The 24,033-nt window shown below is 32.3% G+C and carries 23 protein-coding genes, 1 tRNA gene and 5 pseudogenes; 12 read left to right on the top strand and 17 right to left on the bottom strand.

Annotated features, from left to right (window positions below; all coding sequences use genetic code 11):
• Positions 1 to 99 precede the first annotated feature (99 nt).
• The gene (gene uppS, locus wTpre_RS01180; protein WP_068651346.1) at positions 100 to 795 is read left to right on the top strand and encodes a polyprenyl diphosphate synthase; all 696 of its coding nucleotides are present in this window, start codon (positions 100 to 102) and stop codon (positions 793 to 795) included.
• Positions 785 to 1,411, top strand: coding sequence for a phosphatidate cytidylyltransferase (locus tag wTpre_RS01185; RefSeq protein WP_068651348.1), 627 nt, complete (start codon positions 785 to 787; stop codon positions 1,409 to 1,411). Before uppS ends, wTpre_RS01185 begins: the two co-directional genes overlap by 11 nt.
• A gap of 14 nt (positions 1,412 to 1,425) precedes the next feature.
• Here the strand turns inward: wTpre_RS01185 and wTpre_RS01190 are convergent, their stop codons facing one another.
• Together wTpre_RS01190 and coaD are read right to left on the bottom strand one after the other, a co-directional pair.
• Complete coding sequence (locus tag wTpre_RS01190; protein WP_068651350.1) at positions 1,426 to 1,635, bottom strand: zinc-finger domain-containing protein; 210 nt, start codon at positions 1,633 to 1,635, stop codon at positions 1,426 to 1,428.
• A gap of 71 nt (positions 1,636 to 1,706) precedes the next feature.
• Positions 1,707 to 2,213 carry a pantetheine-phosphate adenylyltransferase gene (coaD, locus tag wTpre_RS01195; RefSeq protein WP_068651352.1) on the bottom strand — a complete coding sequence of 169 codons (507 nt, stop codon included), beginning with the start codon at positions 2,211 to 2,213 and terminating at the stop codon, positions 1,707 to 1,709.
• Positions 2,214 to 2,287: 74 nt separating this feature from the next.
• On the opposite strand from coaD, the gene wTpre_RS01200 reads away from it, so the two are divergent.
• From wTpre_RS01200 to wTpre_RS07460, 3 genes and pseudogenes are all read left to right on the top strand, one after another.
• Positions 2,288 to 2,360, top strand: a tRNA-Phe gene (locus wTpre_RS01200).
• A gap of 60 nt (positions 2,361 to 2,420) precedes the next feature.
• Positions 2,421 to 3,359 carry a gamma-glutamyl-gamma-aminobutyrate hydrolase family protein gene (locus tag wTpre_RS01205; RefSeq protein WP_068651354.1) on the top strand — a complete coding sequence of 313 codons (939 nt, stop codon included), beginning with the start codon at positions 2,421 to 2,423 and terminating at the stop codon, positions 3,357 to 3,359.
• A 110-nt stretch (positions 3,360 to 3,469) separates the two neighbouring features.
• A pseudogene (locus wTpre_RS07460) lies at positions 3,470 to 3,732 on the top strand (IS5 family transposase); the annotation flags it as partial.
• Positions 3,733 to 3,832: 100 nt separating this feature from the next.
• Here wTpre_RS07460 and holA read toward each other — a convergent pair.
• The 5 genes from holA to wTpre_RS01235 all read right to left on the bottom strand — a co-directional run bounded on the left by holA (position 3,833) and on the right by wTpre_RS01235 (position 7,175).
• Positions 3,833 to 4,852 carry a DNA polymerase III subunit delta gene (gene holA, locus wTpre_RS01215; protein WP_068651355.1) on the bottom strand — a complete coding sequence of 340 codons (1,020 nt, stop codon included), beginning with the start codon at positions 4,850 to 4,852 and terminating at the stop codon, positions 3,833 to 3,835.
• Between the two features lie 5 nt (positions 4,853 to 4,857).
• Positions 4,858 to 5,040 (bottom strand): hypothetical protein, encoded by a 183-nt coding sequence (locus tag wTpre_RS01220; RefSeq protein WP_068651356.1) that lies wholly within the window; start codon positions 5,038 to 5,040, stop codon positions 4,858 to 4,860.
• A 114-nt stretch (positions 5,041 to 5,154) separates the two neighbouring features.
• Entirely contained in the window at positions 5,155 to 5,964 is an 810-nt protein-coding gene (locus wTpre_RS01225; RefSeq protein WP_068651358.1) for a metal ABC transporter permease, read from the bottom strand.
• The gene (locus wTpre_RS01230; protein WP_068651360.1) at positions 5,958 to 6,305 is read right to left on the bottom strand and encodes an Mth938-like domain-containing protein; all 348 of its coding nucleotides are present in this window, start codon (positions 6,303 to 6,305) and stop codon (positions 5,958 to 5,960) included. Before wTpre_RS01230 ends, wTpre_RS01225 begins: the two co-directional genes overlap by 7 nt.
• Before the next feature lie 3 nt (positions 6,306 to 6,308).
• The gene (locus tag wTpre_RS01235) at positions 6,309 to 7,175 is read right to left on the bottom strand and encodes a 4-(cytidine 5'-diphospho)-2-C-methyl-D-erythritol kinase (RefSeq protein WP_068651362.1); all 867 of its coding nucleotides are present in this window, start codon (positions 7,173 to 7,175) and stop codon (positions 6,309 to 6,311) included.
• Positions 7,176 to 7,249: 74 nt separating this feature from the next.
• Between wTpre_RS01235 and wTpre_RS01240 the strand changes: the two genes are divergently transcribed.
• Positions 7,250 to 10,498 carry a UvrD-helicase domain-containing protein gene (locus wTpre_RS01240; RefSeq protein ID WP_068651364.1) on the top strand — a complete coding sequence of 1,083 codons (3,249 nt, stop codon included), beginning with the start codon at positions 7,250 to 7,252 and terminating at the stop codon, positions 10,496 to 10,498.
• A gap of 59 nt (positions 10,499 to 10,557) precedes the next feature.
• Here the strand turns inward: wTpre_RS01240 and wTpre_RS01245 are convergent, their stop codons facing one another.
• From wTpre_RS01245 to dnaG, 5 genes are all read right to left on the bottom strand, one after another.
• Positions 10,558 to 10,959 (bottom strand): cytochrome c-type biogenesis protein, encoded by a 402-nt coding sequence (locus tag wTpre_RS01245; protein WP_068651366.1) that lies wholly within the window; start codon positions 10,957 to 10,959, stop codon positions 10,558 to 10,560.
• Positions 10,943 to 11,956, bottom strand: a complete 1,014-nt coding sequence (locus tag wTpre_RS01250; protein ID WP_068652578.1) for a hypothetical protein — start codon at positions 11,954 to 11,956, stop codon at positions 10,943 to 10,945. Before wTpre_RS01250 ends, wTpre_RS01245 begins: the two co-directional genes overlap by 17 nt.
• Entirely contained in the window at positions 11,949 to 12,305 is a 357-nt protein-coding gene (locus wTpre_RS01255; protein WP_068651368.1) for a ferredoxin family 2Fe-2S iron-sulfur cluster binding protein, read from the bottom strand. The genes wTpre_RS01250 and wTpre_RS01255 overlap by 8 nt, the downstream gene beginning before the upstream one ends.
• 380 nt (positions 12,306 to 12,685) lie before the next feature.
• Positions 12,686 to 13,966 (bottom strand): Na+/H+ antiporter NhaC family protein, encoded by a 1,281-nt coding sequence (locus wTpre_RS01260; RefSeq protein ID WP_068651370.1) that lies wholly within the window; start codon positions 13,964 to 13,966, stop codon positions 12,686 to 12,688.
• Between the two features lie 98 nt (positions 13,967 to 14,064).
• A complete protein-coding gene (dnaG, locus tag wTpre_RS01265; RefSeq protein ID WP_068651372.1) occupies positions 14,065 to 15,798 on the bottom strand; it encodes a DNA primase in 1,734 nt (577 codons plus the stop codon).
• Between the two features lie 145 nt (positions 15,799 to 15,943).
• Here dnaG and ubiG point away from each other — a divergent pair, with 145 nt between their 5' ends.
• From ubiG to tsaB, 3 genes are all read left to right on the top strand, one after another.
• Positions 15,944 to 17,110 carry a bifunctional 2-polyprenyl-6-hydroxyphenol methylase/3-demethylubiquinol 3-O-methyltransferase UbiG gene (gene ubiG / locus wTpre_RS01270; RefSeq protein ID WP_068651373.1) on the top strand — a complete coding sequence of 389 codons (1,167 nt, stop codon included), beginning with the start codon at positions 15,944 to 15,946 and terminating at the stop codon, positions 17,108 to 17,110.
• A 125-nt stretch (positions 17,111 to 17,235) separates the two neighbouring features.
• Positions 17,236 to 18,366 carry a cation:dicarboxylate symporter family transporter gene (locus wTpre_RS01275; protein WP_068651375.1) on the top strand — a complete coding sequence of 377 codons (1,131 nt, stop codon included), beginning with the start codon at positions 17,236 to 17,238 and terminating at the stop codon, positions 18,364 to 18,366.
• Positions 18,366 to 18,971: a tRNA (adenosine(37)-N6)-threonylcarbamoyltransferase complex dimerization subunit type 1 TsaB gene (tsaB, locus tag wTpre_RS01280; protein WP_068651378.1), complete on the top strand. Its 606-nt coding sequence runs from the start codon at positions 18,366 to 18,368 to the stop codon at positions 18,969 to 18,971. The genes wTpre_RS01275 and tsaB overlap by 1 nt, the downstream gene beginning before the upstream one ends.
• On the opposite strand, the gene wTpre_RS01285 is transcribed toward tsaB, so the two are convergent.
• Complete coding sequence (locus wTpre_RS01285) at positions 18,941 to 19,525, bottom strand: AAA family ATPase (RefSeq protein WP_179945521.1); 585 nt, start codon at positions 19,523 to 19,525, stop codon at positions 18,941 to 18,943. The genes tsaB and wTpre_RS01285 overlap by 31 nt on opposite strands.
• Positions 19,526 to 19,747: 222 nt before the next feature.
• Between wTpre_RS01285 and wTpre_RS01290 the strand changes: the two are divergent.
• Positions 19,748 to 20,456 (top strand): annotated as a pseudogene (locus wTpre_RS01290) (class II aldolase/adducin family protein).
• Between the two features lie 179 nt (positions 20,457 to 20,635).
• Here wTpre_RS01290 and wTpre_RS01295 read toward each other — a convergent pair.
• Positions 20,636 to 21,283: a heme exporter protein CcmB gene (locus tag wTpre_RS01295; RefSeq protein WP_068651380.1), complete on the bottom strand. Its 648-nt coding sequence runs from the start codon at positions 21,281 to 21,283 to the stop codon at positions 20,636 to 20,638.
• Positions 21,284 to 21,391: 108 nt separating this feature from the next.
• Here wTpre_RS01295 and wTpre_RS01300 point away from each other — a divergent pair, with 108 nt between their 5' ends.
• A complete protein-coding gene (locus tag wTpre_RS01300; protein WP_007302671.1) occupies positions 21,392 to 21,769 on the top strand; it encodes a TraR/DksA family transcriptional regulator in 378 nt (125 codons plus the stop codon).
• 33 nt (positions 21,770 to 21,802) lie between these two features.
• Here the strand turns inward: wTpre_RS01300 and wTpre_RS05610 are convergent.
• Positions 21,803 to 22,034 (bottom strand): annotated as a pseudogene (locus tag wTpre_RS05610) (IS5-like element ISWpi1 family transposase); the annotation flags it as partial.
• A 69-nt stretch (positions 22,035 to 22,103) separates the two neighbouring features.
• Here wTpre_RS05610 and wTpre_RS01305 point away from each other — a divergent pair.
• Positions 22,104 to 22,819, top strand: a pseudogene (locus tag wTpre_RS01305) (helix-turn-helix domain-containing protein); the annotation flags it as partial.
• 57 nt (positions 22,820 to 22,876) lie between these two features.
• Here the strand turns inward: wTpre_RS01305 and wTpre_RS01310 are convergent.
• Together wTpre_RS01310 and wTpre_RS01315 are read right to left on the bottom strand one after the other, a co-directional pair.
• Entirely contained in the window at positions 22,877 to 23,212 is a 336-nt protein-coding gene (locus tag wTpre_RS01310) for a hypothetical protein (protein WP_068651382.1), read from the bottom strand.
• A 108-nt stretch (positions 23,213 to 23,320) separates the two neighbouring features.
• A pseudogene (locus tag wTpre_RS01315) lies at positions 23,321 to 23,856 on the bottom strand (HK97 family phage prohead protease).
• Positions 23,857 to 24,033 lie beyond the last annotated feature (177 nt).

Below are 24,033 nucleotides of genomic sequence, written 5' to 3' on the forward strand. Positions count from 1 at the left end.
ATCAATGATTTTTCAGTAATAATGTAGTTTTAGGTGGATGTAGTGAGCGTTTCATACAGAGATATAGACATCAAGCTAATTAGAATAGGTTAAATTCAAATGTTGAATCTAGAATATCTGCCAAAACATCTAGCAATTATTATGGATGGTAATGGTAGGTGGGCAAACAATCAAGGAAAGGTGAAAATTGATGGCTATAGAAAAGGCAGTGAGGTTGCATTTGATATTGCTAATCATTGCACAGTCCTGGACATACCTTACTTAACTTTGTATGCATTTTCCATGGAAAATTGGCTCAGGTCTAAAAATGAAACAGACTACCTATTTAATTTATTTTACTCTACTTTAACTAATGAAGATAAAATGAAATTCATCTGCAATTGTAACATTAAGTTAAATTTTATTGGCAATTTAAATCTCTTGCCCAGTAAAATATTCGATCAAATCAAAAAAGCAGAAGAAGTGACACATAAGAACGATGGTCTATTACTCACTGTTGCAGTTAGTTATGGAGCAAAGCAGGAAATTATAAATGCTATCAACAACGTCATAAAAGGAAATATTGATTGCGTATTGGAAGAGGAATTTGAAAAATTTCTGTATACTAAAGACTTACCAAAACTGGATTTATTAATTCGCACTGGTGGCGAGAAAAGGTTGAGCAATTTTTTACTATGGCAAGCAGCTTATGCTGAATTGTATTTTTGTGATACTTTGTGGCCTGATTTTTCTTGTCAAGATTTGAGTAAAGCATTAGCAGATTATACAAAGAGGGAGAAAAAATATGGTAGATAATAATTTTATGGTGAGAACACTGTCTTCAATAGTAATACTACTGATATTTTCTTTTGCTACATATTTCAGTGATTTATCATTTTATTTACTAATTTTTTCAATTGCGGTTCTATCTTCTTTTGAATGGTATAACCTAACTAAAGGCAATAGCATCTTATACATTTTTGCATTACTACTCATTGCACTACCAAATGCATCGCTGATATACTTATATAATCTACCACAGGGAAAATATGAATCAATATGGCTTATCTTAACCATTTGGAGCATCGATATTACCGCTTACCTATTTGGTAAAAACTTTGGTGGTGCTAAAATTTGCCCAATTATTAGTCCTGGAAAGACTTGGTCAGGGCTTTTAGGTGCAGTTTTAGCTGGAGTATTTTGTACAATTTTTGGCTCAATATTTTTGAGTTTATTTCCAATTTTCTACTCCCCAATAATTGGCTTTACAATTGCCATTCTAGCCCAACTTGGAGACTTTACTGAATCACTCATAAAAAGAGTTTACAATGTTAAAGATAGTGGAGGTATAATACCTGGCCATGGAGGAGTACTTGACCGTATGGACGGTTTCATCTTTACTGCCCCCTTTATTGCTATTTACATAAGCTAAAGAATGAAGTGCTATCAACCTTTGGTCCTTCCCTTTTTATTCACTGCTCTCACCTCAACAGATTGAAGTTCTTCGGAGCTTACTATTTCACTCATGGGCTTACTGCAATAAGGACAATACATTTCTCCTTCTTTGTGTAAATATACTACTGGATGACCAGAACCATCATCATTCTCATCACCACGGCAGCAAACTATTAGATTATTATCCCTCACTTCTGACATTTCGCTCCTTTAATTTATAGTATATTATACATCGAACATACTCGTTTGGAAATAAAAAAGACAATAAATACTTATTCTCCATTTTTTACCCTATTTAGATTAATCAATTCGGTTTGGACATTTTGTGATACAAAGCTGCTAACATCCTCTCCTAATCTCGCTATTTCTTTCACAAAACTTGATGAGATAAATTGAGTATCTTCAGATGCAGGAAGAAATATGGTTTCGATTTCATGGGAGAGCTTATAATTTACCCAACTCATTTGAAATTCATAATCAAAATCTGATACTGCCCTCAGTCCTCTGATAATAACAGAGGCATTTTGCTCTTTGGCAAACTTCACGAGCAATCCATTAAAAGATATAATATCTGCATTAATTTCTGCTCCTTTAACTTCATTTTCAGCCATGATTGTACGTAGCTTTATGTTAAAGGTAGTATGTTTGTTAACATTTTCTGCAACACCAACTATCAACTTATCGACTAGCTTACATGCTCTTTTTATTATGTCAAGGTGCCCAAAAGTTATAGGATCAAACGTACCAGGATAAATTCCTATTTTGTTATTAATGTTCATTTTTTGTTTCTATACTTCAAAAACTTTTGATGGACATAATAACGTTTTTTGTCTAAAAATAAAAGTACGTAGTTGGCCTGATAGCTCAGTTGGTAGAGCAAAGGACTGAAAATCCTTGTGTCGCTGGTTCGATTCCTGCTCAGGCCACATTCTTTTTCTTAATGTTCTATAATATATTATAATATTAATACAACTATTCAGGAAATAATGTCTAAACGTTACAGTAGAATATTTAATACACTGTTAATTACATTTCTACTATTAAGTAATATCTCTTATAGTGAAAAAGTAAACAAAGAATTATCTGCTTTGACAGCGGAAAATGAAGTAAATTACAATATAATTGTTGGTTTATTACAAACAGATGAATCTAAAAATATCTATGAGATATTCAATAATTTTGGGGTTAAAATTATATTCATTGACTACGACAAAATAATTAATCTAAAAGAAATCGAAGAAAACTTCGCAAAACAAGATGAAATGTTGGCAAAAAAGCTGATACTAGATCGAATAAAGGTTAAAGTTACAAAATTTATCAAAGAGCAAAAGATAAACAGAATATTTATTTCAGATAACTCTCATTCAGCTCTTAAACCTTACCGCCATCTCGTGAATGAAGCAATTGTAAAAATAGTAGATGAAAATCCTACAATTCATTTACTTGCCATATGCGGTGGTTTACAAGACATTATGCATGCAAAAGAAATTGAAACAACAAATGTTATTAATGATGAGGAGAATCATTTGAAATCAGCATCCTATCCACAAAAAGAGAATATACCTCTTCAGCAGATAAAAATTGTTCCAGGTAGTAGTTTGGAAAAAGTTGTAGCTAGATTTCTACTACCCAGTCAAAATGGCTGGTTTTTAACTTATTTTCCGAATGCTCATTCAGGTACAGTAAGTAATACTACAAACAATAGAAGAAGGCTAGAGCTACTTGGATATAAAATTGCAGCATTTGCCAATGACGGGTTAATAGAAGCTATCGAAGATAAGCATAGTAATATTTACTTTCGAAGTCATCTAGAAGCCCTTGTCGTCAAATCTGATAAAAACTCTCGTTTGTCAAGCCAAAAGGTACGTCAGGTTTCAACGCTAGTTGCTATAGCGATTATAAATGATTTTCTTCATCGTGTTTAATGCTAAAATCAAGGAAAATCATTTCTTGTTATTCCAGTGGGTGAAACTGGAATGGCTTTATTGCATAGGTCAAATAAAAATAACTTGCAGTTACTGACAAAATTCAATAGTTGGATTATATGGATGAGAGAAATTCTACAATCAAGCTCATAAAGTCATATGATTAAGATGGTATAAAGAGGTGGACAAAAGAGATAAATTGTGGGAAGATATCTTATATAGAAAGTTTTTTTTCTCTCGACTGAAGCAAACATTTGGGTTTAGTTTTAGAAATAAATCTGAGGTTAATCGTGAGAGAGAACTGCTGCTCAAGTGTTATTTGCTTAACAAATTTACTGATATAGGCATGGCTAAACTTGAGATAGCTTCATGAATTTATTCCACCTTACCTATTATCCGAAGAGTGATGCAACAAAGCCATCCCAGTGGCAGTTACTTACATGATATCATTTAGTTATTTTTTCTCGTCTACCTTATTTTACTACTCTGTTGAACGAATAACACCAATAGTTAATCTCATGCTGAAAGATCATTTTATGGTCCAAGTCAGTTCTTTTGCAGGTCACTTCCAAGCTCGTCAAATTTTCTAAGAACTTCTTAAGTTCTGAAAGTTGCAAACTTTTCAAATGAGATTTAAAACTCTGCAATTGTTTGAAGAGCAATGGAGGACTCAGCTGGTCAATTGCAGCTTGTTCATTCGTTCCATTTTTTATTAACAGCAAAACGCTTTCTAGCCGTAGAAAATAATTTGATATAATACGGATTAATGCTATCGGTGAAAAATTCTCTTGTAATATCAATACATCGGAAATTCTGATGAATTGTCCCATGTCTTTACTCACTATTGCAGAGCAGAGATTATCAAGTGTAACATAATCATTGCCGGAGGTAGAAAAGCATAGATCTATATCAGCAAGTTTAAGATCTTTTCTTCTTCCTAGATATAAAACTAATTTTTCAAGCTCTGAATATATAGGTAGTTTGCTATGATTAAAACAAGACTGCAAGTGGTAGATTATCTCACTTGTGCACTCTATATCATTTTGTTTCAAGTAACTTGATATAATATCACAAAGATTACTACCGCTGTCCTTATAGCAGTTAATGACACCTAAAATTTTTGAGCTTTCTATATAACTTTTAGTTGTAGAGCTATATGGAAGATCATTTGCTATCATTACTATATAATGATCGCCTATATTATGATCCAATATGTTTCTCAACTCTTTAGATATACTTCCGCCGACATTTATCAGCTTAACTAACCTTTTTTTAGTAAACATCGAAATGTTTGCTAACTCGGAAAATAACAAGCCAGGCGACTTATTCACTACTGCAAAATCCATCACCTGAACTGAATACTCATTCAAGTTGGCAATTATTTCCTGTACAAAAATATCGACATTGCTATTGTCAACTCCATGAATTAATACACCACTTAAAGTATCGGGTTTCTCAAGGAATTTTTTAACTTTAGATGGCGTGATTCTCATGCCATCTATATTATATTATCACTACTTGGTGGTACATCATTTGATTGCACATCAGTTTCCAACAATTCTGAGCTTTCTTGATTTGCTGTATTCTGCATATCATCAGACACTTCTTCCTTTCCCGTAATATAATTATAAAAATTTTTTATAGGCTGTCCTATATATCTAGAAAAAAATCCTTCGATCATATCTTTCACTCCACAAATTAACAATTAGTACATAAAAACAACGTAGCAAAAACTACTTTACGCTTAGATAGTTACACTCATTTATTAATGAATTACGAACTTCCGAGACAAAAATTAAGTCGATCTGTTTAACACCAATCTTATAAAATAAGCAATGATTAAATACACAGCTGCGATAAGTATAATTGCAGGTCCAGTTAATAAGTCAAAACTTGCAGATAATATCAAACCTGATACTCCAGAAATCACAGAAAAAACTGTTGCAACAACAATCATTTGCATTGGAGTTTTTGAAATGAGTCTTGCTGATGCAGCAGGTATTAACAAAAATGCAGCAATGAGTAATATTCCTATTAATTGAGCAGAAATTGCAATAAAGATAGCGAGTATAATCAAAAATTCTAGCCTAACAAAATTAACATTTACTTTTTCAACTATTGCCAAATCTTGATTAATTGAAATCATCAGCCAATAGCGACATCTAAATATTAATATCAAAGTAACTATTACGGAGGTTAGAAAAATTGATATTATATTACTTTGGTCAATCATTAATATGTCACCAAAAAGCGAGCTAATAATACTATTATTACCTGACGGAAGAAAAGACATAAGTATTAAACTCAATGATAAAACTACATTAGTAACTATGTTCAATATCGTATCAGCAGAGTATAATTTATTAAAATTAAGAGAAAGTAGTATAGCAAACATAATTGCAATGAGCATTATACTTACCGATGGGCTGATATTAAAGATCAAAGCAAGTGCAATACCAAGCAATGAAGAATGGGACAAACTATCACCCAAATACGATAACCTTTGCCATATCATAAATGACCCTAGAGCTCCTGTGACTAGGCTAATCATAATTACCGCAATTAGACTGTTTATAAAAAAACTCTGTGTAAATATCTCTAGCATGCTATCAGATAACTGACAACAAATCTATCTTCAGATATTAAAACGTTATGGGTTCTGCATGCAGAACCTGTCGTCATAAATTCAAAATTTAAATTCTTTTGCTCCATAAGATAAGATTCCATTGAACAGTCGCGTATCTTACCAGTACCTATTATCAAAATCTCCATTTCCTCTGTTAAAAAAGATTTAAAATACTCCTTGTTATTTATATCACTTTCTCTCAATTTAATCACCTTTTCAGGAAAAATTATAATTGAGCCATGATATTCTTGATTATTTACCCAAAATCTTTCTTCCCTATAACCATCTATAAGATTTTTCTTCTTGGAAATTAAGGGCATAAATCAAACCATTAATTCCGCGTCGCACACCCACCATTCTGGATATTTCTTTTTGATATTTGCCGCTGCAGCTTTTGCACTTTCTTCACTATCAAACATTCCAAAACACCCCACACCACTACCTGACATACGAGAAAGTATAGAGCCTTCTTGTGACTCTAGTGTTGATATTACATTCTGAATTTCAGGCACAAGACTTATTGCTGCTTCTTGCAGGTCATTTTTTGTCTCTTTAAGAAGCTCTAACAAATTCTCCTCAGTGTTATCACTCCACTTAATTGGCTGAGAGAAATCCTCTTTATACTTGAAAAATACTTCTGATGTATTCAAAAACTTTTTTTTCGGTTTCACAAGTACCAGACTTGTTGGTAAAGAGCATTGTTTAATGGGGCATAATTCCTCACCAACACCTCTGACAAAAACTGGCTTACTATCTATACTTGCAGGCACATCAGCACCAACGCTTAAAGCTATATCATTTAAAATTTGCCTATCAATATTCCAAAGCTCTCCCAGAATGCGTATCACAGCTCCAGCATCTGAGGAACCACTACCAAATCCCGCAGAAATTGGTACATTTTTTACAACCTTCACAGTGACTTTAGTTCGTACAGGAGAGTGCCTAAGCAGTAGACTCACTGCTTTCATTATAGTATTATATCGATAATTTATTCTCAACTCAGAATTTACAAATTCAACTGTAGAGTTATCATGTCTAAAGTTTTTTTCTCCTACTTTTATCTCTAAAAAATTAAAAAGTTTAGCAAAGACAACCAAACTCTCAATTAAATGATACCCTCTTTCTTCTCTATTTATAATATGTAAAAAAAGATTGATCTTTGCAGGAGCCTTTACACAAAAACTTTCCATCTATATATCTTCACTAACACTATCTCATTCACTATACTTGAAATGCCACTTCAGTCAAACTTTATACACTTCTAATGAGATCAAATACCATAAATCCTAACTTCTCTGCTTGGGTAAGTGCATCAGCTGGTACAGGTAAAACAAAGATCTTAATAGACAGAGTATTAAGACTTCTATTAGAGAATAAGAGAAATATTCTCTGCTTAACATTTACTAATGCTGCAGCAAATGAAATGGAGGATCGCATTTACAGTACACTTAGTAAGTGGGCAACATGTCCAGAGGGTATATTAGTCGTAGATTTAGAACAATTAGCCCAGTGTGTGACCAGAGAAAATAAAGATTATTTAACAAGAGCAAGAAGGCTTTTTTCTGAACTGGAAAATCTTGGTCTTAATATTCAAACTATACACGCCTTTTGTTACAAATTAATCTCCAGCTTTCCTACAGAAGCTGGTATCGCTCCAAATTGTACGTTGAGTAAATGTAAAGAATTGCACTCCATCGTATTTGAAAAAACGCTTCATAATGAAACTGTGCAGGACGATATAAATATCATTGCAGCTGAAATTGATGAAAATAAGCTGAGTGATTTGCTCTATACCTTATATATAAAGAGATTAGCTCTAGAAAATAATTTAGGGTATATCAAAGATAAACTAAGTGCTCCAGATAAGATTCACGATTTACAGAGTGAAACGATTGAGCAGATAAAAAGATTAGCTAAAATATTAAGTGAGGGAAGCAAAAGAGATCAGAGTTACAGTGCGATACTTTATGATTGGTGTAATAGCAGAAAATCGTCCGTACCAAATATTGTCATCCCAGTTCTTGACACTGGGATCCAGAAAAAAAGAAATATAGATCCCAGTGTCAAGAACTGGGATGACAACAAGATAGAGAACTTAGCTAAAGTATTTCTCAAATCAGAATCGTACGAAAAAAAGAGCATATCATCCATTATAACAAAGGGTACTTTGGAAAAATTTGAAGACGTAGAGCAAATGATAGAAAGCATTCAAAATGCATTGTTTACCCATGTAAAGGATATAAATTCTTATCAAATATTCCTAAGAACCAATAGTTTAATTATTATATTTAAAGTATATGTTGATCTATATACTAATGAAAAGTCAAAGAATGCACTGCTTGATTATGATGATATCATCAATATAGCAACAAATCTCCTTAGCAATCCAGGCTATAAAGATTGGATATTGTTTAATCTAGATCAAAAAATAGACCACATTCTTGTTGACGAGGCACAAGACAATAGTATCAGTCAATGGAAAATTATAACAAATCTCTGCAATGAATTTTTTACCGGTGGTGACGAAAAGAGAACTTTATTCGTTGTTGGCGATGTAAAACAATCAATTTACAGATTTCAAGGAGCAAATCCCCATCTATTTAATTACATGCAGCAATATTTTCATACGAAAACCGGTGGCAGAGATTGGGTATCATGTCAACTTGAAAAGTCATTTCGCTCAACTCCAGAAGTTTTGATGCTTGTAGACAGAATATTTAACAATTTTCGTGAAGAAATATCTTTCGATGATAACAAGATAAAACATATTCCATATAGAGAAAACGATAAAGGATATATTGAAATTTGGCCGTTACTGCCAGGATATGAAGAGGGAGGACAGCAAGCCTTACAAATTCATTTAACACAGAGGAAAGATTATGTAGTAAAGGATCGATTACTTGCTCAGGCAATAGCCCACAGAATTCACAATTGGTTAAACGAAGGGCGGATTTTAGTCGCCAAAGATCGCCATATAGAACCAAGGGACATTATGATTTTGGTACGGCAACGAAATGCTCTAGTTGACTACATAATAAGTGAACTAAAAAAAGTAAATGTACCAGTTATAGGCCGAGATTATTTTAGAATTATGGATTATATAGCTGTGCAAGACTTAATAGCTTTAGCTGAATTTTTGCTCCTCCAGGCAAATGATCTTGCTCTTGCAAATGTTTTAAAATCACCGCTATTTAACTTCACTGAGGATGATTTATTCAATATTGCATACGATCGCAAAGAACAGTCGTTGTGGGAAAAACTTAGAGATTATCAGGAGATTATCTATAATGAATTAAACTATCTAATTAATTTATCTCAGACAGAATCCCTCCTTACACTATTCACGCATATATTGCGCACAGGCAAGAAGAAATTTGCTGCAAGGCTAGGTTTTGAGTGCTTCGATATTCTAGACGAATTTATGAACCTCGTATTGCAATTTGAGCACCCATCTCTTCAAGCATTTGTTCAGTGGATCAAAGAAAATAATCCTGAGATTAAAACCGATATGCAATCAGAATTCAATGCTGTACGAATAATGACAATTCATAAATCAAAAGGTCTACAAGCTCCAATAGTGTTTTTAGTTGACACAAATACAGTACCAAGAAACAGCGAAAATATTTTGTTTGATGCAAAGGAAGCACCTTTTTGGTGTGGCAAAAATAGTAATGCTTATTGTAATCAAGTAAAAAGAGAGAAAAAACTAGAGGATTATAACGAATATTTGCGTTTGCTGTACGTGGCACTTACGCGTGCTGAAGATGAGTTATACATTTTAGGCAAAGAGCCAGTGCAAAAGGGCTCTTGGTATGATCTAGTTATTCAATATGGAGAATTATATGAGAGGAAAAAACTATACTTACAGCCGATATTTAAAGAAAAAGTTGAAGTGTTATGCATGAATGCAAACTACCCTTCTATTTATAAAAAACATGATTATTTTGATGTTCCAGTGATTTCACCTCCATCAAACCTATCAATGTCATTGCAGCACGTGACGCTGGAACCTGGAGAAAAAAAGCCATTGTTAAGCACTGGAATGACAAAAAGGAGCATTGGGACGACAGACAGCTATGCAAGAGGCTTAATAATTCACAGTATATTGCAATATATGCCCAAGATAGAGAAAGACAGGAGAAAAAATTGGGTCAGGAAATATCTTGATAGCATAAACACTAGTGAAGATAAGGATGAAATTTACAGCAAAATATTAACCTTTAATGAAAAATATCATCACCTGTTCGACTTGGAGGGTAAATCAGAAATTCTACTTAGTGGAATAATTGACGGAAGACCAGTATTAGTGCGGCTAGACAGACTGTGCATAACAGAAGACAAAGCAATTATAATTGACTATAAATCACACTATAATATTTCTATTTCCTCATCAAATGAAATAAAAAAGCAAATGTTCATCTATAAAACCTTAGTGCAAGAAGTATACCCAGATAAGCAGGTAGAGTGTGTGGTTATTTGGATGGAAGATTTAACCTTACAATCTTTGATCTAAACTCAAATGTTCTTATAGTGGCTACTTGTATTTGTTGTAAACTCACTTTTACTCTATAGTTATCTTTTTACTACCTTATCTATTTTCTGAACTGATTTTCGTATTAGAAAACATCCAATAAGAAGAATTATAAAAGGAATGAACCATAAAATGTAGGTACTAGATTTTACAGGTGGTACAATGATAATTGAATCTCCATAAGAATTTTTTAACTCTGAAACTATTTGCTCGTTAGTATATCCATCACTGATCTTCTTGCGAATTATCTTACGCATACCATATGCAACTTGAGATTCAGATTCGGATAATAATTCACCAGAGCATACTGGACACTTTATTACTGCAAATAAGCTACTTGCTCGCTCTTCCATGCTTTCGTCTCTTAGTTTATCATCCAAAGTAAAAGCACTTATGCTTAAATGGAATATCAATGTAAAAAGCAAGCTAATTACTATTCTCATTCTTGGCGAATTGAGTGATAAAATCAGTAGTGGATAATTTTCCAATAAAGCCTGAACCTACATTATTGTCGTACTTTATTGAAAATTGGATGTCGTTATTAGTGATTTTTTCTGATAAGGAAGATATTGATTTTTCCAATTTATCTGCAGTCTTTGAATCATTAGTCACAAACGAAATTAATTCTTTATAATTTGATATGGCTACATTGATTTTATCTTCAAATGAAGATGTAACTAAATTGTAATTACTTACCCCACCATTCGCAGCAATAGAAAAGTTATTACTCTCAATCAAAAATTTTTCTATGTTGAAATTAATCTTAGAAGATGAAATATGGTTTACAAATTCACAATCTAATTTAGCGTCAACACTAAGGTAATTTTCAGGACTTGCAGTATGTTTATAACGGTAAGTATAAAAATCAAATTCTAGTTTAGTATTTTCATTCAGTTCTTTACCAAAGTGAAATTGAATGTAATTACTTTTATCATTAACTTCAGTTATAACACTTTGCTGATCTTCTAAAGCATCACATTTTAATCCATAATCTTCGTAACGAAATGTATCTATGTAGTCTATCACAGTGCTATTTCTGTTGAATTTTAATGAAGATAGTAAATCATTTAGTTTAACAACAAAGTGGCTACTCACGTGTGTGTGACACTTTATATTCTTTTTCTCATCACTACGTACAGCAATGTTTACTTTATTGCTCGGTATATAGATATATACTGACTTATCAAATAATCTATTTTTTATCATTAAAGCTTCAGATGAAACAGTTAATTTCTCATTAGAAAATTTTGGATTCGTTACACGAAAAACTAGGTTAAAAGGAAACCCCTTAAAATCATGCGAAATATCAACTTTTTCGTCATTAATGTAATTAGTTAAAAGACTTTTTACCTTAAGTGCATAAAAATACCAAAAACCACTGTACGCTAGAGGAATAAACAAAGGTAAGGAGATGAGAATATAGATAAAAATTTTACGCATCATCTTTATCTAATGATATATTTCTTGTACCTCTGGGCACGGTTACGCACAAACCGTCAATATCTTTTGTGATTTTTATTTGGCATCCAAGCCTCGATGTCTCTGTTAAACCGAAAGCTAGATCCAGCATGTCATTCTCCTCATCAGATATAGGATTATGTGTTTCTACAACATCATAAAATTTTGGATCAACAATCACATGACATGTAGAGCAAGCAAGAGAACCTTCACATGCACCTTCAAGCAGATCTGGATCACTTCTATGGGCTAAATTAAGAAGAGTTTCTCCCTCTGTAGCTTCATAACTTTTCTTACTTCCATCAGGTAAAATAAAAGTAATTGATGGCATACTGTTAAAATCTCTACTAAATTCCCTGTATTCTACAAATAATAACTAATATTTGCAAACTCTTTGTAATTACATTGCCTATCTCTTGTAATCTGTATTCCTATTAGGACCTATATTTACTATCATATCTCATATGGTATTTCCTATTGCATTTATAATAAATAACAAGTTCATAAAGATGATTTGGTAGAGCAAAAAAAAACTCAAAACCCTTTATGAATTTGTATGTTCCCAGTATTCCTGAATTATTAATACCAAATCTCTATAATGATACTCTCAAACCATATGTCTGTTAGTACTATGCAAGAAGCCATCCATGGTTAGCATAACTTACACAAAGCTAAAGAAAGAGTTGTGGTATATTTATGACAGTTGAGAAGCTAAAACGCATGACGTCTGCCATTAATAACTATTTCACTTATTGCCACTACTGCAAAAACAAAACAGTAATATACTTTTGTCAGTACAGCAATAGGTGAAAGAGAGGCAATGCTGCTTGCTAGCAATATTTGAGAACCATAAGGTAAGATACTTTTTATGATCGCAGTAAATATTTCTAATAAATACGCACTACGGTGTGGTGCAATGTTATATCTTTTTGCAAGTCTTTTCGCAATATTACTAGTTAATAAAATAGCAACAACATTGCTGGAAACTAAAATAGTAAACATACATGATATTCCTGCAATCATAAGTTCAGCTTGAATCCTTGTGAGATTCACCTCATCGGTGAATTTATCTATCTTTTTCTGGCTGTATTCGTACATTAAGTGGCTTAATCCACTACTAAAAAGAATAAATATCATTATCTCATTCATCTTGTTAAAACCCCTACATATATCATGAGAATAATCAATAGTAGAATAATCAAAAAAAGCTATTCCTAATATTCCAGCAACAACCATATTGACAGCTAATGTTACCAGTGTGTTTATTTCAAATAAACCCATAATTATTAAAGATACATAAGGGATAATTTTGACTATGGATAAATAATTCATACTTGAGATAGAAACAACTTCTGTACTATTTGAAATTATTACTAGATAAATAAGTATTATAAGACCTGTAACAGATCCTGTCTTGAAAGTGAGTTTTATTTTATCCTTTACTGAAGCTCCTTGTGAAGAAGTAGAAGCAATAGTGGTGTCAGATATCATTGAAAGGTTGCTGCCAAACATAGACCCACCTATCACAGCTCCAACGCCCACCGCACAATCAAAAGCTCCATTTTGTGCTAGATTTACAGCTATTGGCGTTATAAGTGCAATAACTCCAATTGATGTGCCTATTGCACTTGCAATAAACGCAGAAATTAAAAACATTCCAGGAAGTAGTAATTGTGCTGGAAGAAAGTAAATAGTTAAGCTAGCAATAACATTTATACTACCAAGCGATTGAGTAACAGTAGAAAATGCCCCAGCAAGGAGAAAAATCAAACAAACGGTAAGAGTAGTTTTATTCCCCATGCCTTTTATAAGAGTATCAATGCTATGCTGAATTTTGTTTTTATTGAATAGAATAGCAAAAAATAATGCTGGTAATAAGCAAACTAACGGTGAAATTTGATAAAGAGGATTTTCAAGTCCTATAAAGGAAAAATAAGTACCAATACCAAGATATAAGGTTAAAAAAATAATGAGAGGGAGAAATGCAAACACTTGTCGTAATTAAATAAATTGAAAATATACTAGAATAAGCTATTCTAAGCAACTACTAATACAGTATTTTTCTAATAGTTTTGAACATCTTAAGCCATCTACCTTTGAATAAATTCCATTTGCATTTCTTGTATACTATCCTCTATTTGCTTTATTTGTTCTATCAGCCTTTCCTCTAAGTCAAAATTACCGCCCAGCCTTGCTTTAATTTTTTCTTCTTGTAATACATTTAATTCTTTCCGTAATACTATGTTATTCCAGACAGTTTCTGCCGATCTCTTCTCACTTAATTGACTATTTAGTACGCTAGTTTTTTCAAATATAAACTTTATAACACTAGACTCCTGTAGCATAATTTCTTTATTAAAGTTGCTCTCATTAGTTACCATGTTAATTACACACTGTTGTAATTTTTTCATCTCATTAGTAAATTCGAAATGAGAAAATTGCTCAAAAAATATAGGATGGTTCAAGATTTCAGGAAATTCTAAGGCTATACGTAAAATTATGGTCTGATTTTGCTCTGCTTCAATTAGTTCTGGAGATTTATTGTAAAGATACTCACCTTTTATTGCTTTGCTATTAAAAATCAGCTTCTTAAAGTTTCTTCTTAATTCACTGACCTTATTGTAAAAATAATCTCTATAATACCTTCTAATACTGCTGTTAACGATAGCATTGACATATTTCATGAACTTGTGCTCAAGAATTGAATATTTTTCCGGAGAAAATTTTTCATAATTTTGCAAATTTCTACCAATTATGTGATGCCATAAATATTCAGAGTGCAGTTCTGTTGAGCGGTTAAAAGCGGATAGTACATCTTCCGTCTTATATTCTAGTTCATTGCATATATCGTATGGGTCCTCGTTGCTGGGCAAAGTCACGAACTTCAATGTGTATCCAGGCTCCAGTATCGGTAGAACAAGTTCTGCAATTCGAATAGCAGCATGAAATCCAGGACTATCGCCATCCATACAGATAGAAATTTCTTTAGCAAATCTCCATAGATTTTTTATCTGCTCTGCAGAAATTGCGGTACCAAGCGGAGCAACTGTATTGCTAATTCCCGCTTGATGTAGTGCTATTACATCCATATATCCTTCAACAACAAATAGATGCTGTTTTTTGCGTATTTCACTCAAAGCAAAGTTTAATCCATATAAATTTTCTCTTTTCTTAAAGAGCTGACTCTCTGGGCTATTTAAATATTTTGGTTGTTGATCAGAACTCAACGCACGTCCACCAAAGCCAATAACTTTTCCTGCAATGTTCTGTATAGGAAACATGAGTCGATCATAGAAATAATCACGAGAATTTCTATTTATCAACCCAACATTAGCCAAAATTTTATCTTCAATACCTGAAGAGTTCAAATATTCTCTCAAACCAGAGCTTGGTGCATAACCTATTCTAAATTTATCTATGATTTTGAGTGAAATCTTGCGTTGCTTCAAATAATCTACAACTCCCTGATTTTTTTGTGTAAACCAATTTGCAGCTAAATTCAGTGCTGAAAATAGTTTGTCATTTTCTTTAGAAAAGCTGAGCTTTTTGGGTAACTCAACACCTGCAACAGATGCCAATTTTTCCAATGCTTCCTTAAAACTTAAGCCCTCAGTTTGTGAAATAAATTCAAACGCATCACCATGAGCTGAGCAACCGAAACAGTAATATAAGCCCTTAACATTGCTGACCGAAAAAGATGGAGTTTTTTCGTTATGAAATGGGCAGAGTCCAATAAAACTATCTCCTCTTTTTATTAACCTAACTTTTTTTCCTACTATGTCGGACAACAATAGTTTTGACTTTATAACATCTATATGATCCATTTTACCGAATTAGTAGTGGTAGGATAAAAATTATATAGAATTTATGCATATCTGACTCGAAATTTATTCAGAAAGATCAGGAGAGCTTGACAGAAAGCTCAAAATAAATTACCCATATAAATACCCTTAAGTTGCAATTTCTTATATGTCAGATGTGATATCGGTTGCTTCAGACCACGCAGGTTATAAATTAAAATCAGAAATAAAGGCTTACTTGGAAAGTTTAGATTATACAGTGATAGACCGTGGATGCACTGATGAACAAAAGAGTGTAGACTACCCTGACTATGCTGCTGAAGTTGTAGAAGATATAACAAACAAAAAAGCAAATTATGGAATATTAATTTGCGGTACAGGTTTAGGCATGAGTACTGTGGCAAATCGTTTTGAAGGAGTCTACGCTGCTTTATGTAATAGTGTTGAGATCGCAAAATTAGCTCGCGAGCATGGCAACGCAAATATACTTTGTCTTGGTGCGGGGTTTACTACGAGTGGATTAGCAAAAGACATAGTCAAACAATTCCTCGAAACAGAATTTTCCAAAGAAAGTAGACATAAAGAACGCCTTGATAAACTTAGCAATATTAGCAAGAAAAAAACCACAAAAACTTATAACGAAGATGAAATATCAAAGTTTGCTAAAATAGCAGACGAATGGTGGAATGAGAATGGCAAATTCAAGCCATTGCACATGATGAATCCTGTGAGAGTATCATACATTGTTGAGAAAATAAAAGAATTAAAAAAATGCGATTTAAAAGAACTGTCATTGCTCGATGTTGGTTGTGGTGGTGGCATTTTGTCAGAGTCAATGGCGCGTATTGGTATTAGCGTTGCGGGGATAGATGTATGTGAGAAAAACATAAAAGCGGCACAGTCGCATGCGAAGAAAGTAGGGTTAAATATAGAATACACACACACTAGCATTGAGGAGCTAAGCAATGACAAGAAGTATGACATGGTTTTGTTGATGGAAGTGGTTGAACATGTCGATAATTTAGAGTTTTTTATAAAAAAAGCAATAGATCTGTTGAAGCCAGAAGGGCTAATTTTTATATCGACGATAAATAGAACTATTAAATCCTTCTGCCTTGCAATAGTCGGAGCAGAGTACATATTAAACTGGCTGCCAAAAGGGACACATAATTGGAATAAATTTCTCAAGCCATCAGAAATTGCAAATCATCTAAGGGAAAACAATGTAACACTACAAGATATTACTGGTATGGAATATAATGTAATAAAGCGTGAATGGAACTTGACCAAAGGTGTGGATGTTAATTATATACTCTGTGGAAACGTTTTAATTTGAAATCTCATTCAAGTACTAGAAGGTAATGCAAGTATTTTAGGAAGTTTTACTTTACTTAGTAGCTAATTTATCATATGCATTTCCGTAGGATATCGCTATATTAGATAGGATATCGCTATTAGAATATGTTACAGTTACTAATCTTACTTTCTGTTATCACTTCGGTTGTATTTTTTGGTCATCTAGTTCCAATAGAAGTGAAAGCATTCTTGTATTCAATAAGCCTTACCATAAAAGAGATCTTACTATTTATAATGCCTTTTATTGTTTTTGCATTAATCTTTAGTAGTGTTAACAATCTTAAGCAGTCGGCTATAAAGTTTATATTGTTACTCATTATAACGATTTTCTTGTCGAATCTAGCCTCAAGTTTAATAGCTTATTCTGTTGGGCATTTCATCACACAAAACACTTATTCAATACAAGATATAACATATGAAGAAACAATTGTTCCTTTATGGTCATTTAGGATACCTGCATTGCTTTCTAATTTTTATGCCCTTGCTTGTGGATTTGTGTTAAGCATATTAGTGTCCACAATTTTACCAAAAAAAAGCAAAGAGCTCTCGAACAAAATATCAGATTTAACTCTCTTTATTTTGAAGACATTTTTGACGCCAATTACTCCAATGTTTGTACTTGGTCTTGCTTTAAAAATGGAACATGATCAGGTTTTATCTATAATATTTAAGGATTACTCAATAATTTTTATTATTATATCATCTGCAACCTACCTTTATGTTTTTCTCTTATATGGAGCAGCAAATTCATTTAAGATCACAAGTTGGATAGCTAGTATAGGCAATATGATACCTTCATTTATTACTTCAATGAGCACAATGTCTAGTAATATAGCTATGCCGCTTACTCTTGAAGGAAGCAAAAAAAATGTAAAGCAGTATGATATAGCATCGTCTGTTGTGCCAATAACTGCTAGCTTTCATTTAGTAGGTGATTGCTTTTTTATTATAATACTATCAATGATAATGACTTTTGGTGGTGCATTGTCTGCAACAGACTATGTGACTTTCCTTCTCTACTTTCTGTTATTTAAATTTGCTATTGTTGCAGTTCCAGCGGGAGGGATTATGGTAATGTTGCCTATTCTTGAGAAGTATCTTAAATTCTCCCCAGAGATGCTTTCATTAATTACAGCATTGTATATAGTGTTTGACCCAGTAATAACTTCAGCAAATGTTATGGGTAACGGTGCGTTCACTATGATGTTTACAAAGCTCTATAATAAGCTTAAGTGATGTCCATTCTAGCAATTAATACTGTAGGTGCTGGTAGTTCAATAGCAATAGTTGATTACGATGGTAATTGTTTTGTAGAACGCAGTTCTGCAAACAATAGTCATGTAGAATCATTTTTTCAAATACTGAATACTTTGTTTGATAAGCATAATTACAGCTACGATAAAATAGACCATTTAGCAGTGATAGTTGGACCAGGAAGTTTTACTGGAATCAGAGTTGGTATATCAACTGCACAAGGTATAAATCTTGCTACAAATAAGCCATTATATGGGGTTAGTGCGCTGGAAGCTCAAGCATATGCAATATCGCCACTTTGTACAAATAGCAAAAAAAATATTAAAGCTATAATCGAAGATGATCAAAAGTTTTATACGCAGTTATTTGATTTCAATTTGTTACCGCTATCAAATCCTGCTGTAGTAAGTGAACTCCAGCCTGAAACGCACTGCATTACATATATGGATTGTAGTTTACCAAAGTTGGATGCTAGCCATGCAGGGCTATTAGTCCGTTATAGACTAAAAAATAAACAAAAATTAAATGGAGTTGAGGCTCTATATTTAAATGAGCCTCAGTATATGAAATCGTTGCCTGTTGCGTAAACGCTATTAATTTGGCCAAGTTTGTACATCTGACTTACTATTTCTTCTGCTACTTCTTTTATACTCATATTTGAATTTTCTACCTCTATAGCATTTTGTGGTACAAATAAATCTTCCTCCCTGAATTTAATACTATTGATATTAGTAACCTTCCTATTTTTTCTTTGCTTTTTTGATATAGTACGCTCTTTTAATATCAATGGATTGCACCTAAGTACTATAGGGAGGATTTTTGTGCTCATTTTTTTACTAAGTTCTACTACTGAGTTATATATTCTTATGTTGTAATCATTATTTTTAATTAATTCATCAACAAATACATAATTTTTTGAGTCAATAGGATAGGCTTCTATTGCCTGAAACATAACATGTGTAGTGTTATATATTCTATCTCGAGCTTCTTTGGAAGTTTGATTATATTCAATTCCACTTACAATTACCGCATTTATCATACTAGATAATACTATTGCTGTAGAAAGTTTACCACTTCCTGGAAGACCAGTGATATGTATGAAAAATTTTGTTAGCTGTTTTTCTATGTCAACATTTACCATACTATTTTTAATATTAAAACCTACAATTAGAATAACATAAAAACAAGGCTTTAAAAAATATGAAATATTACATAAAAAGTCGTTTTTATAGTTAAAATATTATGTAATCTAGAAATGTAAACTCTAATCACCTAAGGCAAGTTATTTTAACGTAGGTTCACCTTTTAGGTTGTAATAAACTTTTTTTACGTATGAATCTTTAGAAAATTTTAGTCAGGAGCTATGTTATTAACAAATAGTGAGTTGAAAAGAGACCTAGTTAACGCCTATCAAATTTATCTTATCTTAAATTAGATGATCATACGTATACTCATCTCTCTGTACGTTCTGAAGATAAAAAATCATTTTATGTTTATCCATTTGATATACGTTTTTATGAGGTAGATGAAAGTTCATTGATGAAAGTATCGTTTGATGGTAATATAATTGAAGGCAAAGAATATCATTATAATAAAACTAGCTATGTAATCCATGGCTTCATTTATCAAGCAAGGAAAGATATTCAAGTAATTTTTCATCTACATACACCTTCTATTGTAGCAGTTTCTTCTCTCAAGGATGGATTACTCCCAATAAGTCAGTGGCTCTGCACTTTTATAATAAGTTATCTTACCATGATTATAATTCCCTGGCACTTGATGATACAGAAGGAAAAAGATTAATAGCTGATTTGAAAGAAAATTTTGTGATGTTAATGCGCAATTATGGATCTATAACATGTGGTTAGGCTATACAAGAAGCAATTTTTTATACGTATCACTTAGAACAAGATTGTAAAACTCAATGCCTGACGCTAGCAATGAATAGGGAGTTGTCAATTCTAAGTGAAGAAATTTGCTCAAAAGCCGCAAAGGATCTTCTGTCTTTCGAAAGCAATCTTGGTGAGAGAGATTGGCACGCATGGGTTAGGTTGATTAAAGGTAAGTTATAAAAGTTTCTGACTCTTCGATAGATATTAGATTTCTTGCATAAACAGCCAGTCTAAAATCCAATAATAGTTTCACACGCTGTAACTCTTCAATTCATGTAAGAAGTTTAATGTCTCCATCTCTACTTAAGTTAACACCCCTAACTAAGTAGATACAAATAAATAACTAGTAAGTTTTTTTTTCAATCCTGCTCCACAGCAAATTTTAATGCTATGTGAGTAGTTACAGTGCTGTTAACAATTAAAATAACAAAAATTAAGATGGTGATTAGTAGTGTATAAATATTCAAGGATAAATTTTCAAATTGAGTTAGCAGTTTGAAATATACAAAAGTTGGCATTATCATTGGCAAAACAAGAATTTGCGACACTCCTGATACTAAGTTATTTCGACCAATCATCAATGCATTTCCAGTAGCTGAAATATTAATGATTATCAGCGTATTAAATAATAAAGACACTCCAACTGCTACTGAATGTTCAATATTATTGCCTAGAATTGCAAAGCTGAACATGAAAGAAATCACTGAAATAGGTAACCCAAATGACAACCAGTGAGCGAAGATTTTATAAGCAACTATCAGCCTAGAAGAGAGTGGCTGTAAAAAGATTTGCTCTAATATTCCATTATGATAATCAGATGTAAATAAACTATTTGTAGAGATCTGCAAAACAAATGTAGCACATATCCATATTAATGTTAATATGACTTCTTGTTTACTGTTGTTTTCAAGTGTATATGAAGATAAACTTAACATTATAATAAAAATACATACTATATAAGTATGATTATTATCATTTGTTACTAATTTTTTTACCAAGCCAATCATACCAGTATTTTAAATGTTTATTATAAATTATAGTGTTTACTTTGAGGGTAGTATAATTTTTTGTGTTTACAAGTTATATAAGTTTTAATATATTTTATTGATAATGCTATGGAGAAATTAATAAAAATAAAGTTACCTGAAGATTACGTTCCTTCAGAAAATGAAGAATATATGAACGTAAAACAACTGGAATACTTTAGCTTAAAGTTACAATCAATACTCTCTGAACTGGAAAAACAAGATCTAGAAGATAGTAGTATTTATTCTGATAGTGAAAATGGAGAATTAATTAAGCGCCGAAAAGATAGAAAAGAAAAAATTAAGGAGGCGTTGGAAAAAATAAAGTTAGGCATTTATGGTTACTGTGATGGAACGGGAGAAGAAATAGGAGTAGAAAGACTTAAAGCTAATCCGCTTGCTATGTATTGTATTGAAGAACAAGAGAGAATAGAAAAAGAAAAGAACGTATATAATATTAATGATTAGAACTTGTCCGGAAATTGATAAACTCAAGCATATTTCTCTCTTTAACATAACTCTACTCATAGCCAGATATATGAAATTTTCAGTGAGTAAATCTTATTCTTTCGATGGTCTTCTATTCCTAAAGCAAAAGTCCTTTTTACAACCCACCTTCTTAGCTGTACTTTAAACCCCTCATTGGTAGTAGCTAAGGAGGTGTGTCTTTGTTGACTTAGAACCTACATGAAGGCTTTTTGACAATCTCAATATCCATACCATATTCTTCCTTAAAGCTATAACAGTTTAGACCTGATCTAACAGCTTAATGAAGTAAGATAAAAATATAAATAAATTATAAATGAGTGTCAGAAATGAGTACAACACAAGAAAAACACTAGAACCAAAGTTGGGGTTACTAGAACTTGCAAAGCAATTAGGAGATGTATCCCAAGCGTGTAAAGTAATGGGATATGCAAGGGATACATTTTACCGCTTCAAAGAGCTATATGAAACAGGAGGGGAAAAGCATTATATGAGATAAACAAAAGCAAACCATTACTTACCAATAGAGTACCAAAGGATACAGAAGAAGCAGTAGTTAAAATAGCAGTAGAGTTTCCAGCATATGGACAAGAAAGAGCAGCTAATGAATTAAAGAAAAAAGGAATTCTAATATCTGCTAGTGGTATAAGGTCAATATGGCAAAGAAACGATCTCGAAAATTTTAAAAAGAGATTGAAAGCCCTGGAAGCAAAGGTGGTCCAAGACGGTATAATTTTAACAGAGGAGCAAGTTGCTGCTTTAGAAAAAAACTAAGGAACAAAAAGAAGCCAATGTTAGAAACAACACCCTGGATACTTAGGTAATCAAGATGCCTATTATGTAGGCAATATCAAAGGTATTGGAAGAATTTATCAACAAACTTTTATTGACACCTACTCTATAGTGGCCTTCGCTAAGCTTTATACGGAGAAAACTGCTATCACAGCTGCAGATCTTCTCAATGATAGAGTTATACCATTTTTTGATAAACAGAAAGTTCCATTGCTACGCATTTTAACTGATCTTGGTACATAGTATTGTGGTAAACTAGGGAATCATGTATTTCTTTTCCTCTCCTAATGATTTTACTTATTCTTTAAGTTTAGTAATTTCTTTCTCTTTTTTAGTTAATTCCTGATTTAAATTTGACTGATTTTCCTCCTTCTTACTACCTTCTTTCAACTTTTCTTTCAATCTCTCATTTTCATCCTTCAATTCCTTTTCTCTGTTAGAATTTAAAAGATCATCAGTCTTAACCACATTATCTGCAATATTGTAATGTAGGATACTCTTTGCCCATTGATTCCACTTTTCTGGCAACATTCGTCCAATTATTTTTAGATATAGCCAAGCAAGCACAGTGGATAAGCTATATTTTTTCCTTTTGTTTAATACTGGGTTCGTAATTAACCTTATTGTTAGCATTCAGCATAAAATTACCTACTTTGCAAAGTATTGAAGTTATATATATTAATATAATTATTAAATAAATAACAACACAAATGTTAAATTGTATGAAAATTTTTATAGATTTTAAGTAGAAATACACATGTGAGTAAGCACAGAATTTGCTTTTTCTATTGCTCTTGCTAACACTTCTTGTTCATTGTAATGATTCTTTACATTGATTACCTGAGCTGACAAATTTACAGGAAAAGTGACTAAACCAATTTCCCATAGCTCTACTTTTTTTTTAACACTCGAGCTCCGCTTTCATGATCAACATAATACTCTATTGGTATATAGCCAATCGAAAGCCCGTTAATAGTTCCAGTTTTTAGCATTAAATATGCTTTCTCTGTTTTTTGAATACCAAAAAGCAAATGTGCAGTTATATATAGGCCAATATCATTTTGGCAAATATCTGTAATATTACCTATAGGCTCACTTGGGTTGTGCTGCCAAAGAAGTTTTATCTGACTTTTATTTAAGTTATTCTTAAATGCTCCTGGTAATATCAGATCATTTTGCTTATCAACTATGTTAAAAACGCTCGCATAGCCAGAAAATACTCCGTTTTCTTCTATGCTTTTTATTGACAATGGTGAATAGAGAAATATCTTATTCATGACTTCTCCTTTTAAATTATGGCATTGGGTTTGCCATCGCTCTGAGCCAGCTTAAAATATTGTATAGATTGCTTTCCTATATCTTAGGATAAGTATAAGGCACTACAATATAATTCTATTGTATGAAGTTGCTTTGAAAATGGGGAAGTACTTTTTTAGTTATAAAATTTGTCATTT

The organism is Wolbachia endosymbiont of Trichogramma pretiosum (assembly GCF_001439985.1).
Taxonomy (GTDB): Bacteria; Pseudomonadota; Alphaproteobacteria; order Rickettsiales; family Anaplasmataceae; genus Wolbachia.

What these genes read in the sequence shown, in the direction of transcription:
- uppS (WP_068651346.1), top strand. Translation starts at nt 100, where the DNA reads ATGTTGAATCTAGAATATCTGCCAAAACATCTAGCAATTATTATGGAT.
- wTpre_RS01185 (WP_068651348.1), top strand. Translation starts at nt 785, where the DNA reads ATGGTAGATAATAATTTTATGGTGAGAACACTGTCTTCAATAGTAATA.
- wTpre_RS01190 (WP_068651350.1), bottom strand. Translation starts at nt 1,635, where the DNA reads ATGTCAGAAGTGAGGGATAATAATCTAATAGTTTGCTGCCGTGGTGAT.
- coaD (WP_068651352.1), bottom strand. Translation starts at nt 2,213, where the DNA reads ATGAACATTAATAACAAAATAGGAATTTATCCTGGTACGTTTGATCCT.
- wTpre_RS01205 (WP_068651354.1), top strand. Translation starts at nt 2,421, where the DNA reads ATGTCTAAACGTTACAGTAGAATATTTAATACACTGTTAATTACATTT.
- holA (WP_068651355.1), bottom strand. Translation starts at nt 4,852, where the DNA reads ATGAGAATCACGCCATCTAAAGTTAAAAAATTCCTTGAGAAACCCGAT.
- wTpre_RS01220 (WP_068651356.1), bottom strand. Translation starts at nt 5,040, where the DNA reads ATGATCGAAGGATTTTTTTCTAGATATATAGGACAGCCTATAAAAAAT.
- wTpre_RS01225 (WP_068651358.1), bottom strand. Translation starts at nt 5,964, where the DNA reads ATGCTAGAGATATTTACACAGAGTTTTTTTATAAACAGTCTAATTGCG.
- wTpre_RS01230 (WP_068651360.1), bottom strand. Translation starts at nt 6,305, where the DNA reads ATGCCCTTAATTTCCAAGAAGAAAAATCTTATAGATGGTTATAGGGAA.
- wTpre_RS01235 (WP_068651362.1), bottom strand. Translation starts at nt 7,175, where the DNA reads ATGGAAAGTTTTTGTGTAAAGGCTCCTGCAAAGATCAATCTTTTTTTA.
- wTpre_RS01240 (WP_068651364.1), top strand. Translation starts at nt 7,250, where the DNA reads ATGAGATCAAATACCATAAATCCTAACTTCTCTGCTTGGGTAAGTGCA.
- wTpre_RS01245 (WP_068651366.1), bottom strand. Translation starts at nt 10,959, where the DNA reads ATGAGAATAGTAATTAGCTTGCTTTTTACATTGATATTCCATTTAAGC.
- wTpre_RS01250 (WP_068652578.1), bottom strand. Translation starts at nt 11,956, where the DNA reads ATGCGTAAAATTTTTATCTATATTCTCATCTCCTTACCTTTGTTTATT.
- wTpre_RS01255 (WP_068651368.1), bottom strand. Translation starts at nt 12,305, where the DNA reads ATGCCATCAATTACTTTTATTTTACCTGATGGAAGTAAGAAAAGTTAT.
- dnaG (WP_068651372.1), bottom strand. Translation starts at nt 15,798, where the DNA reads ATGGATCATATAGATGTTATAAAGTCAAAACTATTGTTGTCCGACATA.
- ubiG (WP_068651373.1), top strand. Translation starts at nt 15,944, where the DNA reads ATGTCAGATGTGATATCGGTTGCTTCAGACCACGCAGGTTATAAATTA.
- wTpre_RS01275 (WP_068651375.1), top strand. Translation starts at nt 17,236, where the DNA reads ATGTTACAGTTACTAATCTTACTTTCTGTTATCACTTCGGTTGTATTT.
- tsaB (WP_068651378.1), top strand. Translation starts at nt 18,366, where the DNA reads ATGTCCATTCTAGCAATTAATACTGTAGGTGCTGGTAGTTCAATAGCA.
- wTpre_RS01285 (WP_179945521.1), bottom strand. Translation starts at nt 19,525, where the DNA reads ATGGTAAATGTTGACATAGAAAAACAGCTAACAAAATTTTTCATACAT.
- wTpre_RS01295 (WP_068651380.1), bottom strand. Translation starts at nt 21,283, where the DNA reads ATGATTGGCTTGGTAAAAAAATTAGTAACAAATGATAATAATCATACT.
- wTpre_RS01300 (WP_007302671.1), top strand. Translation starts at nt 21,392, where the DNA reads ATGGAGAAATTAATAAAAATAAAGTTACCTGAAGATTACGTTCCTTCA.
- wTpre_RS01310 (WP_068651382.1), bottom strand. Translation starts at nt 23,212, where the DNA reads ATGCTAACAATAAGGTTAATTACGAACCCAGTATTAAACAAAAGGAAA.